Origin of the sequence: Pseudomonas sp. NFX224, from assembly GCF_048565165.1 — a bacterium.
Taxonomy (GTDB): Bacteria; Pseudomonadota; Gammaproteobacteria; order Pseudomonadales; family Pseudomonadaceae; genus Aquipseudomonas.
Genome location: NZ_CP183416.1, coordinates 4,215,354 through 4,228,393 on the forward strand (window position 1 = coordinate 4,215,354; position 13,040 = coordinate 4,228,393).

Sequence of the window (13,040 nt, forward strand, 5' to 3'; positions counted from 1 at the left end):
TGTTTTTTTGTCGACTGTTGTGTGTCAGTCAGTTGCACTGATCAATCACCGTCATCCCTCGTGAGCTCAAATTGTAGACAACGCAGAAAGTGGCGCTGCCGCGTTTCTTTGCCTGTTTTGAGTATTTGAGTGCGCATTCTTTAAGTAGTCTTTCTGATTCCGCGTCTGTGAGAAACAGAAGTACGTGGGCCTGTCTGTTCTGTAATTCCTGTGTCTTTTCCCACAATGTGCTGAATTCCATTTTTTTGCTGAACCAGCGGGCATCGATGATGTACAGGTCCTCCAGTGACTCGTGCAGGCGTATGTGATGCTTGACCGTGCGCGAATTTTGCACATCGACCTCTGTTGGTGGAGCTTGTGCACTACTCGGACTGGTGGGCCGGCGATCTTTTATGGCTCCTTCCCTTTTCGTCACACTGTCCAGGATTTTTACGAAGTCTTTTCCCTTTGCGAAGTCTGAAGGCGCGTACAGCGAACGATAGTTGAAGTTGAGCGTGGCGAAAAACAGAAGTAGCAAATAAAAAGGGAAAATCATCAGGAACCAGATGTAGATTTCCCGTTCTTTGTGATCCAGAAAGGGCAGTGAAACGGCTGCGGAAGTTTCAGATAGCGTCGCAAATATCGCGATCACAGTAATGGGGTTGGTGATTCTCTTTTGGTTTTTTATCATGTTGTCTACTCATTTTGTTTTGTCTTTTCTCGAATATTGAATAAAGGGTTGTGTTGGGTTTGTGGTTTTTTGTTTGAATATTGTTTTTAAATATACGTCGTTTGGGTGGTGTCGGTTTGTTTGTACGCTATTAATGATTGATCAGTTTTTGTTTTTCGCTGTAAGAGTATGTGGATACTTTGTGTGTGATATTTCTGTTATGAGTTCAAGCGTCGAAAATAACCGTTACTTTTAGCGGAGCTTTGGTGGTGAAGTTTGGTTGGATTGCTGCGGGTGAGTCCGATCTGAAGCTTTTTTAGTTGTAAATCGATACAGAGAACTTCCTGAAAAAGGTGCATGCGTCGTGCTGATACAGTTTTCGGTACGCCGAGTTCGAGGAGTTTTTGTAAGATTAATCCGCGATATTTGTAGGGAATGTCTCTCGGTGCGGGTGACCGGGGGGAGCGGCATGCCATGGGGGAAACGACTAGGCTATTGTGCGGGCTCTAAAAATTCGAACAGCGAAAATTGGACTTGCCCATGAATAAAGTGCTGATCGTGGATGATCACCCCGTCATTCGTCTTGCGGTGCGTATGCTGATGGAGCGTCATGGCTACGAAGTCATCGCAGAAACGGATAATGGCGTGGATGCATTGCAACTTGCCCGTGAACATATGCCGGATATTGTCATTCTGGATATAGGAATACCGAAACTGGATGGGCTGGAAGTAATTGCACGACTGTCCTCGGCAGCGATGCCCATGAAAGTTCTGATATTGACTTCCCAGGCGCCAGGGCATTTTTCCATGCGTTGCATGCAGTCGGGGGCCGCAGGCTACGTCTGCAAACAACAGGATTTAACGGAACTGCTCAGTGCCATAAAGGCGGTTTTGTCAGGCTACAGTTACTTTCCCAATCAAGCCTTGCATACCGTACGTGCCAGCCTGGGGAATGCGAGTGAAGCCGATATGGTGGATCGCCTGTCAGGGCGGGAGATGATGGTTCTGCAACAGTTGGCCAGGGGCAAGACCAATAAGGAAATTGCCGATGGGATGTTCCTCAGCAACAAAACCGTCAGTACTTACAAGACACGATTGCTATTGAAGTTGAATGCGCGGTCCCTGGTCGATCTGATCGAGTTGGCTCAGCGCAACGGATTAGTGTGAATTTGTCTGCACTGTCGATGCGCGATGAACGGGCATTTATCGCGGTTCGGCACAAAGAAAAAAGCCTCCGTTTCGGGAGGCTTTCAGTTGTCATAAATCAAAGTCGTAATCGGCCAATTGCTTTTGCAGTCGGCGCTCCTCCAGTAGGTTGTCGATGGTACGGCGTTTGCTCAGGTTGGTTTTTGCTACTTCTACCACAGGTTCGGCTTCAGCATCCTCAACGGCGATGAAGTCGTCCTCTACGTCCATTTGCTCTTTGCCAGTGCTCATTTAGTTACTCCAGGCTAAGGCTGCCTTTGGGGCTCCTTATATCGACAATCTCTCGGCGGGTAAAAAAGATTTTTTCAATCGACAAATCAATAAATCCAATAGTGGCTCAATCGTCCGAGGTCTTGTGCTTGTATTCGCACAAGTCTTCGATCCGGCAACTGCCGCAGCGCGGCTTGCGGGCCAGGCAAACGTAGCGTCCGTGAAGGATCAACCAGTGGTGGGAATCGAGCAGGTATTCCTTGGGCACGAACTTCATCAGTTTTTTCTCGACCTCGACCACATTCTTGCCAGGCGCAATGCCGGTGCGGTTACTGACCCGGAAAATGTGAGTGTCCACGGCCATGGTCAATTGGCGGAATGCGGTATTGAGCACCACGTTGGCGGTCTTGCGGCCCACGCCGGGCAGGGCTTCCAGTTCTTCACGAGTCTGTGGCACTTCACCGGCATGACGCTCCACCAGCAAGCGGCAGGTCTCGATCACGTTTTTCGCTTTGCTGTTGAACAGGCCGATGGTCTTGATGTATTCCGACAGCCCTTCGACGCCCAAGGCATGGATTGCGGCGGGTGTATTGGCGATTGGGAACAGTTTTGCCGTGGCCTTGTTGACGCCGACATCGGTCGATTGCGCCGAGAGAATCACCGCAATCAGCAGTTCAAACGGTGAGGAATAGGCCAGTTCGGTCTTCGGCTCCGGGTTGTCTTCATGCAGCCTGCGGAAAATTTCCAAACGTTTTGCAGCATTCATGGGCAGTGCGTTTCCTCGAAGACAGTCAGTTTGAAGGTGTCGGGTGGTGCCAGGCTTTCCATCCGGCAATCAGCAACCCCAGCAGAATGAAACCGCCAGGGGTCAGCGTGGCCAGACGCAAGCCACCGTCGGCGGTCAACATCCAGCCTTGCCATTGCGCTTGCGCCGCAACAACCAGCCACGGTAAATGATTGCCAAGTGTGCCGTAACCCACGAGTTCGCGGAGCAGGCCCAGGCCCATCATCAATCCGCCGAACAGGCCGCACAGGCACAGACGATCTCGCCAAGTGCTTTGAAAGAATCCGCTGTGTTCCAGCACAACGCATTGCAGGGCAATCAACGCTGCGTAGATCCCCACCTGTTGATGCCATTGCAACGACCAGACTTGTGCACCCAATTCGGCGCAACTGGTCAGCGTCGCGGCGAGCAATACGCTTGCCGGCAAGTGAGCCGCGGGAAGCAGTCGCGACCGCAAGGCGTTCATGCCCAGGCCAAAAACACTGATCACGACAATGAACATCAGCCACAGGCCCAGGGCGCTCACCAGCGATCCGGTGGCGCCGATGAGCGGCGCGAACATCAAAGAGTGCTGCAGTAGCGATGACTTACTCATGGGAAGCGCTCCCGAGCAGTTGTTGCCGATGATCATCGAAGTAGCGCAGTGCCTCGTGGGTGGCGTTGATCACTGCTCTTGAGGTGATGGTCGCTCCGGCAATCTGGTCGAACTGTCCCTGATCCTTTTTCAAGGCCCAGCCCTTGTCGTCAGGATCCGTTCTGGATTTGCCGGAAAGCGCTTGAAGCCAGGCGTTGGGCCAGTCAGCAATTCGCGCGCCGAGTCCCGGGGTTTCGGTTTGCTTTAGGGTTTTGACACCAAGCAGCCTGCCATTGAGGTCGATGGCGATCAGCAAGTCGATGGTGCCTGCGTAGCCCAGGGTCTGGCTGCGCAACAACACGGCGTAAGCCTGGCTGGCCTTGGTCGCCCGGTAGCCCGCTACCAGCGTGCTGTTGCCCAGCGCAGTGTTTTCGAGCGTGAGGGGTTGCTCCAGCGGCTGATTGTCGTAGCTGTCGGGCGGCAGCAGGTCCAGCAAGTTGCGACTGTCGATCAGGCGCTGCTCGGCCGCAATCCGTGGCGCGCTGTTGTGTTGCGCCAGATAGCTCAGGCCAATCCCGAGGATGGCCAGTAACGCCAGGATGACAACGCTCGACGCTCGGCTCATGGCGTAATCCGCGCCTGTCTGGCGGCGACGAATCGCTCTAGCGTCGGCACGCAGAGGTTCATCAACAGCACGGCAAAGGCTACCCCGTCGGGATAGCCGCCCCACGTACGAATCAGATAGGTCAGCAGCCCGACGCCAATGCCGAACAGCAGGCGCGCACCCGGGCTTTTGGCGCCCGAAACCGGCTCCGTAACGATAAAGAAGGCTCCGAGCATGCTGGCGCCAGTGAGCAAATGAAATAGCGGTGAGCCATGGGAGTCGGAGCCCGAACCGTTCCAGCACAACAGACTGATGATGAACAGGCTGGCAAGCATACCGACCGGCGCATGCCAGCTGAACACTCGTCGTTGCAGCAGAAATGCGCCGCCCGCGAGAAAGGCCAGGTTCACCCATTCCACGCCGTGGCCACCGAAGCGCCCAAATGCCGGATTCGCCGCGAACAGCTCATCCACGGTCAGGCTTTTGTTGATCCGCAGACTGTCCAGTGCGGTGGCCCGGACCCAAGCGTCCGGAGATTGGCCGAAACCGAATACATGCTGGATACCGCCGGACAGATCCATGCCATGGGACGCTGGCCAGTGGGTCATCTGTTGCGGAAATGCCACCATCACCAGGGCGAAACCGAGCATCGCCGGATTGAACGGATTGCTGCCGACGCCGCCATACAGATGCTTACCGAAAAGCATCGCCGAGACAGCGGCACTGACTGTCAGCCACCACGGACAATAGGGCGGCAAGGCCAAGGCCAGTAGCGTGGCGCTGACGAGAGCGCTACCGTCGAACAAGGCCGGCTTGAGCGCACGCTTGCGCAACCGCAGCACCGCCGCTTCAGCCGCCAGCGCACCAATGCCTGCCAGGATCAGGTTGATCAACACGCCCCAGCCGTAAAACCAGAACAACGCCAGCATGCCTGGCAGCGTCGCTAGCAGAACCAGTTTCATGGCCTGCTGCAGACGCTCGTCGACCGATTCAAGGGGCGGCATGGGCATCCACCTGGAGTTCGGCTTCGCGCAGCGCCTTTTCCAGGGCTTCGATCTGCTCGGCGGACGCTTCGCTGGTTTGGGCTTTCTTCAGCTCGGCGCGGCGCATGGCCAATTGAATCTTCGCCCGTTTCAGCTCTGCATCCTTCGCTGGCGCAGCAACGGGCGCCGGTGCTGGTGGCGCGGTGCTTTCCAGCTGCGCCAGGGCTTGTTCGGCGACTTCAAACTGTTGTTGCAGGACGATCAATTGTGACTGCTGTTCAAAGGTCGGCGGATGTCCGAACGCCTTGAGCGACTTGGTCAGTTGCGCACGGCTCATGGCCGCATCGATCTTGGCTTTTTTTAACGCTGCATCGGCATTGGCGACCTTCTGTGCGCGGACGCGTTCAAGGGCTGCCTGCACCGGATCGAGCTTCACTTCGTTCGGTTGGGTGGCGCGTTGTGCACGGGCCTCGCGCTCGGCGGTTTTTTGTTGTTCCTCGCGCCGCAAACGGGCGTTGCGTTGCTCGAAACGATCCCGTGCGTGATTGCGTTTGGCGGCGCGGGCGCGTTGCTCTTCAAGACTGAACGCCAGGCCACCGACAATCGGCAGCACCGTGTCCGTTGGCAGCGGATGCATCTCGATGCAATCCACCGGGCACGGCGCCACGCAGAGGTCACAACCGGTGCATTCGTCGATGATCACCGTGTGCATCAACTTGGCCGCACCGACGATAGCGTCTACCGGGCAGGCTTGAATGCATTTGGTGCAGCCGATGCACTCGGCCTCGCGGATGTAGGCGATCTGCGCCGGAGCCGAACCGCGGCTGACATCCAGTTCCAGTACCGGCACGCTCAGCAGTTCGGCCAAGGCGTTAATGGTTTCGTTGCCACCGGGTGGGCACTTGTTGATCGGCTCGCCGCTGGCGATGCCTTCGGCGTAGGGCTTGCATCCGGGATGGCCGCACTTGCCGCATTGGGTCTGCGGCAAAAGCGCGTCGATGCGTTGAATCAGACTCATGTTTTGATCAGTCCGCTGAATCCGAGAAAGGCCACTGCGATCAATCCGACGCTGATCAGATCGATCGGCAAGCCACGAAAGGGCAGGGGAACATCGTTATCAAGTGTGCGTTGGCGCAGGTCGTTGAACAGGCTCAGTACCAGCCAGAAACCCAGCCCGGCACCGAGGCTCAGGGCGGCGGCGTGAAAGACACCTCGGTTATCCTGGACGTTGAGCAGCGCCACCCCTAGCACGCCCGCGTTGCCCAACAGCAGCGGCCAAAGGCCTTCGAAGGACATCGTCGAAAAAGCCTTTGAAAGAACCTTCAACAGTGGGCCGATCAGCAAAACGCTCAGCGGCAGAAATACAAACAGACGCAGGGCTGTCAGATCCAGCGGCACCAGCAGCCAGTGATAGAGCGCGTAGCCGAACGTGCCGGTGATCAGCATCAAGCACGTGGTCGCGATACCCAGCGCATGGACCTGCCGCCGCTCGCTGGCCAACAGCGGATCGACGCCCAGCGGCCAGTGCAACACGAGGTTGTTGATCAAGGCTGTGCTGATGAGCGTAAGCAGTGCTTCGGTCATGATCGTCCCTATCCGATGCTGGATAACTCCTGCAAGAAGCCAGACCTGATAGACAGTATGGGCCAGACATGAAAATCCCACAGTCGCACCAGGCACGACTGTGGGATCGGTTTGCCGCAGAAACTTACTTGATGCGCTGGCCAGGCTTGGCGCCGCTGTCAGGGCTCAACAGGTAGATTTCTTCACCGCCAGGGCCAGCCGCCATCACCATGCCTTCGGAGATGCCGAACTTCATTTTCCGTGGCTTGAGGTTGGCGATCATCATGGTCAGGCGGCCATCGAGCTTGGACGGGTCCGGGTAAGCGCTCTTGATGCCGGAGAACACGTTGCGCGTCTCGTCGCCGATGTCCAGGGTCAGGCGCAACAGCTTGTCGGCGCCTTCCACGTGCTCAGCCTTGACGATCAGCGCGACGCGCAAATCGACTGCCGCGAAGGTGTCGAACTCGATTTCCGGCGACAGCGGGTCCTTGGCCAGTTCGCCATTGCCGGCCGGGGCAGCTTCGCCTGTATCGGTCTGGCTGGCGGTCAGGTCTTCTTTCGAAGCGTCGGTCATGGCTTGCACCTTGACCGGGTCGATCCGGGTCATCAACGGCTTGAACTCGTTCAGCTGATGGTTGCTGAGCAAGGTCGCGTGGTCGTTCCAGGTCAGTGGCGCGACGTTGAGGAACGCCTCGGCATCGGCGGCCAGCAGCGGCAGCACAGGCTTGAGGAAGATCACCAACTGGCGGAACAGATTGACGCCGGTGGCGCAGATGGCCTGGACTTCATCCTGCTTGCCTTCCTGTTTGTTCAGCGACCACGGTGCCTTGTCGGCGATCCAGGCGTTGGCGCGGTCGGCCAGGCCCATGATCTCGCGCATGGCGCGGGCAAAGTCGCGGGCTTCATAGGCGTCGGCGATGCTTGGCGCGGCGGCCAGGAATGCGTCGGTCAGTTCCGGTGCGGCGTTGGTGTCGACCATCACGCCGGCATTGCCTTTGTTGATGAACCCGGCGCAACGGCTGGCGATGTTGACGACTTTGCCCACCAGGTCGGAGTTGACCTTCTGCACAAAGTCTTCGAGGTTCAGGTCGAGGTCATCGACGCCACGGCCCAGCTTGGCCGCGTAGTAGTACCGCAGGTATTCCGGCGACAGGTGATCCAGGTAAGTCCGGGCCTTGATGAAGGTGCCACGGGACTTGGACATTTTCTGACCATTGACGGTCAGGTAGCCGTGTACGTTGATGCCGGTCGGCTTGCGGTAGCCTGCGCCTTCGAGCATGGCTGGCCAGAACAGGGCGTGGAAATTGACGATGTCCTTGCCGATGAAGTGGTACAGCTCGGCGGAGGAATCCTTGCCCCAGAACGCGTCGAAATCCAGCTCCGGCGTGCGGTTGCAGAGGTTCTTGAAGCTGGCCATGTAGCCGATCGGCGCATCCAGCCACACGTAGAAGTACTTGCCCGGCTCGTCAGGGATTTCGAAACCGAAATATGGCGCATCGCGGGAGATGTCCCACTGTTGCAGCCCGGCGTCCAGCCACTCGGCGATCTTGTTGGCCACGGCGTCTTGCAACGTGCCGCTGCGGGTCCAGGTTTGCAGCATTTCCTGGAAGTCCGGCAACTTGAAGAAGAAGTGCTGGGAATCCTTGAGCACCGGGGTGGCGCCGGAGATTGCCGACTTCGGATCTTTCAGGTCGGTCGGCGCGTAAGTCGCACCGCATTTTTCGCAGTTGTCGCCGTACTGGTCTTCAGTGCCGCATTTCGGGCAGGTGCCCTTGATGAAGCGGTCGGCCAGGAACATTTTCTTTTCCGGGTCGAAGTATTGCGTGATCGAGCGCGTGGCAATGTGCCCGGCGTCACGCAGCTTCAGGTAGATCTGGCTCGACAGCTCACGGTTTTCTTCGGCGTGAGTGGAGTGGAAGTTGTCGAAGTCCACCAGGAACTCGGCAAAGTCGGCGCTGTGTTCAGCCTGGACGTTGGCGATCAGTTGTTCCGGGGTAATGCCTTCCTTTTCCGCGCGCAGCATGATCGCCGAACCGTGGGCGTCGTCGGCGCAGACGTAAATGCATTGGTTGCCGCGGTGCTTCTGGAAGCGCACCCACATATCGGTCTGGATGTATTCCAGCATATGGCCAAGGTGAATCGAACCATTGGCGTAGGGCAGGGCGCTGGTGACGAGGATCTTGCGTGGCTCGGACATGGGGCTCGGCTACTTGATGAAACGGAGGTCGGCCACTATAAAGCGCCGGCGCATATTTTTCACCCTGTGAGCCTGTTTCCGGATGCGGAGACCGTAATAATTGTGGCGAGGGAGCTTGCTCCCGCTGGGTGGCGAAGCCGCCCTATAGCGGACTAGCCGGTTTTGTCAGAGACACCGCGTCAATTTGATTGCGGCTGCTGCGCACCCGAGCGGGAGCAAGCTCCCTCGCCACAAATTGTGTTTGGGGACAAATCCACTCACAACAAATGAGTCTGCGGGGTACGATACTCTCCATCTTTTCCAGTCCCGTTTTCGGAGTTGCCCATGAGCGCCGTCAATCGCGCAGCGGTGGAAGCCGTCCTTCGCCAATACACCGACCCTTACCTGAACCAGGACCCGGTCAGCGCCGGGTGCGTGCGCAACATCGAGATTCAGGGCGACCGCGTCAGCGTCCAGCTCGAATTGGGTTACGCCGCCGGTCTGTTCAAGAGCGGCTGGGCGCAGATGCTGCAAATGGCCATCGAAGGTCTCGACGGCGTAGCGTCGGCCCGCGTTGATATCACCAGCGTGATTGCGGCACACAAGGCCCAGGCGCAGATTCCTGGCCTGGCCAACGTCAAGAACGTGGTGGCGGTGGCTTCCGGCAAGGGCGGTGTGGGCAAATCCACCACCGCCGCCAATCTGGCCCTGGCCCTGGCCCGCGAAGGTGCCAAGGTCGGGATTCTCGACGCAGACATTTACGGTCCGAGCCAGGGCATCATGTTCGGCATCCCGGAGCGCACCCGTCCTGAAGTGAAGGACCAGAAGTGGTTCGTACCGCTCAAATCCCATGGCGTCGAAGTGATGTCCATGGCGTTCCTGACTGACGACAACACACCGATGGTCTGGCGCGGGCCGATGGTTTCCGGCGCCTTGCTGCAACTGGTGACTCAAACCGCGTGGGGCGACCTGGATTATCTGGTCATCGATATGCCGCCAGGCACCGGTGACATTCAGCTGACCCTGGCGCAGAAAGTCCCGGTGGCCGGTGCAGTGATCGTCACCACACCACAAGACCTGGCGTTGCTCGACGCGCGCAAAGGCGTGGAGATGTTCCGCAAGGTCAACATTCCGGTGCTGGGCGTGGTGGAAAACATGGCCGTGCACATCTGCTCGAACTGTGGGCATGCCGAACATCTGTTCGGTGAGGGCGGCGGGGTGAAACTGGCCAACCAATATGGCGTCGAGCTGCTGGCCTCGTTGCCGTTGGCAATGGCCATCCGTGAGCAGGCGGATGGCGGCAAGCCGACGGTAATCGCCGAGCCGGACAGCCCGATCGCGCTGGTTTACCAGGAACTGGCCCGTCATGTCGGCGCGCGGATTGTGTTGCAGGAAGCGTTGACGCCGGCGATGCCGAATATCAGCGTCAGCGACGATTAAATAAACTGAAATACGAATCCCTGCAGGAGCGAGCAGGCTCGCTCCTGCAGTTTTTCTTTATCGCGTCTTAGATCCGCAACCCGCCATCCATCTCCAGAATCCGACCGGTGTAGTAGTCGTTCTCGAAGATGTACGCCGCTGAATGGGCGATTTCCTCTGGCTTACCCATGCGCTTGAGCGGAATCCCCGCCGTCATCTTCTCCAGCGCTTCAGGCTTCATGCCCAACGTCATTTCGGTTTCGATGAAGCCCGGTGCAATACCGGCCACGCGAATGCCGTAGCGCGCCAGTTCTTTGGCCCAGGTCACGGTCGCCGCGGCGACACCGGCCTTGGCGGCGGAGTAGTTGGTCTGACCGACGTTGCCAGCGCGGGAAATCGACGAGATATTGATGATCGCGCCGTTGTTGTTCAGCTCGACCATTTTCGCCGCGACTTCACGGGTGCACAGGAACACGCCGGTCAGGTTGACGTCGATCACCGCTTGCCACTGTGCCAGGCTCATTTTGGTCATTTCGCCGTCCTTGACCTTGAGCAGCAGGCCGTCACGCAGGATCCCGGCGTTGTTGATCAGACCGTGGATCGCGCCGAAATCTTCTGCAACCTGAGCGACCATGTGCGTTACTTGCTCTTCATTGGCCACGTTGCACAGATAAGCGCGAGCTTCGACACCTTTAGCCTTGCAGGCTGCCACCGCGTCGTCGAGTTTTTCCTGGTTGAGGTCGACCAGCGCGAGCTTCGCGCCTCTACCCGCGAAATACTCGGCCATGGAGCGGCCTAAACCCTGGCAACCGCCAGTGATAATGATTACTTTGTCAGTGAGTTGCATTCGCGTGCCCCGGTAACAGGTCTGAGTGGTGTCCTTTAGAGAGCCTCTCGATCTGCGCCTGACCTGGCTTGGCTGCACATGAGAACTGCCCCGATGGCATGCTGGAACTTTCCACCAGCAGCCCGTCCGTTTTTATGACGGATTCTATATAAGGAGTCATAAATTGAGCGTTGAAGCGGCTAAGCATGCACGAGAATTGCTTCTCAAGGAATACCGTGGAGTGCTCTCGACGCACTCCAAATCGATGCCCGGTTTCCCGTTCGGCTCCGTGGTTCCGTACTGTCTGGACGAGCAGGGCCGGCCGCTGATCCTGATCAGCCGCATCGCCCAGCACACCCATAATCTGCAAAAAGACCCGAAATGCTCGTTGTTCGTCGGTGAGCGTGGTGCTGAGGACGTGCAAGCCGTCGGTCGCCTGACCTACCTGGCCGAAGCGCAGCAACTCGAAGGCGAGGAAACAATCACCGCGGCCGCAGAACGTTATTACCGCTATTTCCCGGAGTCGCAGGGCTATCACAATGCTCATGATTTCGATTTTTGGGTGCTGACGCCTGTGCGCCACCGTTACATTGGTGGTTTCGGTGCGATTCACTGGGTCAACGAACTGACGCTGGCCAATCCCTTTGCCGGTAAGGCTGAGATCAGCATGGTCGAGCACATGAACGCCGATCACTCCAAAGCCATTGCCCATTACGTGGACCTGGCCGGTTTGCCGAAAACTTCGCCGGCGCAGATGGTCGGTATCGACACCGAAGGCATGCACCTGCGCATCGGCCAAAGCCTGTACTGGCTGCCGTTTCAAGCGCCGTGTAATACGCCGACACAAGTTCGCGAAGCCTTGGTTTTCCTGGCTCACGCTGAACATTGGCCGAAAAATGAAGTGGCCGACGCTTGAATTCACGAATCGGCGACGTCATCTAAGGTGAACTGGCAAGGCATTCTTGCGTTGAGGAACCATTTGATGCGCCCTTTTTTGTTGCTCTTTCTGCTGTTCCCGGTGTTGGAGCTGTTCGTATTCGTCAAGGTGGCAGGGGCGATCGGGTTTTTCCCGGCCCTGCTGCTGATCATTCTCGGCTCGATGTTCGGCGTGTTCGTGCTGCGCGTCGCCGGCCTGGCCACCGCGCTGCGTGCCCGTGAAAGCCTGAACCGCGGCGAGTTGCCGGCCCAGACTATGCTCGAAGGCCTGATGCTGGCGTTGGCCGGTGGCCTGTTGATCCTGCCGGGTTTTGTCAGCGACGTGATCGGCCTGATCATGCTGCTACCGATCAGCCGTCGGTTGCTGGCCAATAAAATGCGTCAGCGCGCCGAAGAGCAAGCCATGCGCCAACGGGCGTTTGCCGATGACCTGCAGGCCCGTGGCGGCCCGGCACCGCGCGAGCCACTGGGCCGCGAGCCCAACGTGATTGAAGGCGAGTTCGAACACCGCGATACCAAGTAATACCCCTATCGACACGGCACCTTCGGGTGCCGTGTTCGTTTGCGGCGCATCGACATGAAAAAAATTCGATGCCCGCCCTTGTAATAAGCTTGTGCGCCCTTATGTAACGGTCACCGCAAGGTTTCTGGCGATCACGCCAGACAGACTTCCGCGGTTCGCTTGCCGAACCGCACCCGGCACCGCCGGACTTTGTTAAACCCGCCGGGACTACACCGGCCGATGAAAACCACAATTAGGAGAGATCGACAATGAAGCTTCGTCCTCTGCATGACCGCGTCGTTATCCGTCGCAGCGAAGAAGAAAAGAAAACCGCTGGCGGTATCGTCCTGCCAGGTTCGGCTGCTGAAAAAGCCAACAGCGGCGAAATCATCGCAGTCGGCACCGGCCGCGTACTGGACAACGGTGAAGTGCGTGCACTGTCCGTGAAAGTGGGCGACAAGGTTGTGTTCGGTCCTTACTCCGGCAGCAACACAGTGAAAGTCGACGGCGAAGACCTGCTGGTAATGAGCGAGAACGAAATCCTCGCTGTTGTCGAAGGCTGATTACCCGCTCACTTTCCCGTTACTACAAAGTATTTAAGGAATATC

At 57.6% G+C, this 13,040-nt stretch carries 15 protein-coding genes; 5 read left to right on the forward strand and 10 right to left on the reverse strand.

Annotated features, from left to right (window positions below):
* Positions 1 to 28 precede the first annotated feature (28 nt).
* Positions 29 to 670, reverse strand: a complete 642-nt coding sequence (locus ACNYC6_RS19195) for a hypothetical protein (protein ID WP_419708705.1) — start codon at positions 668 to 670, stop codon at positions 29 to 31.
* Positions 671 to 1,189: 519 nt separating this feature from the next.
* Here ACNYC6_RS19195 and ACNYC6_RS19200 point away from each other — a divergent pair.
* Positions 1,190 to 1,816, forward strand: a complete 627-nt coding sequence (locus ACNYC6_RS19200) for a response regulator transcription factor (protein WP_338582775.1) — start codon at positions 1,190 to 1,192, stop codon at positions 1,814 to 1,816.
* 90 nt (positions 1,817 to 1,906) lie between these two features.
* On the opposite strand, the gene ACNYC6_RS19205 is transcribed toward ACNYC6_RS19200, so the two are convergent.
* The 8 genes from ACNYC6_RS19205 to metG form a co-directional block, all read right to left on the reverse strand.
* Positions 1,907 to 2,086 (reverse strand): PA3496 family putative envelope integrity protein, encoded by a 180-nt coding sequence (locus tag ACNYC6_RS19205; RefSeq protein WP_419708706.1) that lies wholly within the window; start codon positions 2,084 to 2,086, stop codon positions 1,907 to 1,909.
* Positions 2,087 to 2,192: 106 nt separating this feature from the next.
* Positions 2,193 to 2,831 carry an endonuclease III gene (gene nth / locus ACNYC6_RS19210; protein ID WP_095193084.1) on the reverse strand — a complete coding sequence of 213 codons (639 nt, stop codon included), beginning with the start codon at positions 2,829 to 2,831 and terminating at the stop codon, positions 2,193 to 2,195.
* A 25-nt stretch (positions 2,832 to 2,856) separates the two neighbouring features.
* On the reverse strand, positions 2,857 to 3,444 hold the full coding sequence (locus ACNYC6_RS19215) for an Rnf-Nqr domain containing protein (protein WP_419708707.1): 588 nt from the start codon (positions 3,442 to 3,444) through the stop codon (positions 2,857 to 2,859).
* On the reverse strand, positions 3,437 to 4,048 hold the full coding sequence (locus ACNYC6_RS19220; RefSeq protein WP_419708708.1) for an RnfABCDGE type electron transport complex subunit G: 612 nt from the start codon (positions 4,046 to 4,048) through the stop codon (positions 3,437 to 3,439). The genes ACNYC6_RS19215 and ACNYC6_RS19220 overlap by 8 nt, the downstream gene beginning before the upstream one ends.
* A complete protein-coding gene (locus ACNYC6_RS19225) occupies positions 4,045 to 5,031 on the reverse strand; it encodes an RnfABCDGE type electron transport complex subunit D (protein WP_419708709.1) in 987 nt (328 codons plus the stop codon). Before ACNYC6_RS19225 ends, ACNYC6_RS19220 begins: the two co-directional genes overlap by 4 nt.
* Entirely contained in the window at positions 5,018 to 6,028 is a 1,011-nt protein-coding gene (gene rsxB, locus ACNYC6_RS19230; protein ID WP_419708710.1) for an electron transport complex subunit RsxB, read from the reverse strand. The genes ACNYC6_RS19225 and rsxB overlap by 14 nt, the downstream gene beginning before the upstream one ends.
* On the reverse strand, positions 6,025 to 6,594 hold the full coding sequence (locus ACNYC6_RS19235; RefSeq protein WP_419708711.1) for an electron transport complex protein RnfA: 570 nt from the start codon (positions 6,592 to 6,594) through the stop codon (positions 6,025 to 6,027). Before ACNYC6_RS19235 ends, rsxB begins: the two co-directional genes overlap by 4 nt.
* 124 nt (positions 6,595 to 6,718) lie before the next feature.
* Positions 6,719 to 8,770: a methionine--tRNA ligase gene (metG, locus tag ACNYC6_RS19240; RefSeq protein WP_419708712.1), complete on the reverse strand. Its 2,052-nt coding sequence runs from the start codon at positions 8,768 to 8,770 to the stop codon at positions 6,719 to 6,721.
* 324 nt (positions 8,771 to 9,094) lie between these two features.
* Between metG and apbC the strand changes: the two genes are divergently transcribed.
* On the forward strand, positions 9,095 to 10,189 hold the full coding sequence (apbC, locus tag ACNYC6_RS19245; RefSeq protein ID WP_419708713.1) for an iron-sulfur cluster carrier protein ApbC: 1,095 nt from the start codon (positions 9,095 to 9,097) through the stop codon (positions 10,187 to 10,189).
* Between the two features lie 67 nt (positions 10,190 to 10,256).
* On the opposite strand, the gene ACNYC6_RS19250 is transcribed toward apbC, so the two are convergent.
* On the reverse strand, positions 10,257 to 11,015 hold the full coding sequence (locus ACNYC6_RS19250; RefSeq protein WP_419708714.1) for an SDR family oxidoreductase: 759 nt from the start codon (positions 11,013 to 11,015) through the stop codon (positions 10,257 to 10,259).
* A gap of 163 nt (positions 11,016 to 11,178) precedes the next feature.
* Here ACNYC6_RS19250 and ACNYC6_RS19255 point away from each other — a divergent pair, with 163 nt between their 5' ends.
* From ACNYC6_RS19255 to ACNYC6_RS19265, 3 genes are all read left to right on the forward strand, one after another.
* Positions 11,179 to 11,910, forward strand: coding sequence for a HugZ family protein (locus tag ACNYC6_RS19255; protein WP_419708715.1), 732 nt, complete (start codon positions 11,179 to 11,181; stop codon positions 11,908 to 11,910).
* A gap of 66 nt (positions 11,911 to 11,976) precedes the next feature.
* The gene (locus tag ACNYC6_RS19260; protein ID WP_419708716.1) at positions 11,977 to 12,453 is read left to right on the forward strand and encodes an FxsA family protein; all 477 of its coding nucleotides are present in this window, start codon (positions 11,977 to 11,979) and stop codon (positions 12,451 to 12,453) included.
* A gap of 248 nt (positions 12,454 to 12,701) precedes the next feature.
* A complete protein-coding gene (locus tag ACNYC6_RS19265; protein ID WP_419708717.1) occupies positions 12,702 to 12,995 on the forward strand; it encodes a co-chaperone GroES in 294 nt (97 codons plus the stop codon).
* Positions 12,996 to 13,040 lie beyond the last annotated feature (45 nt).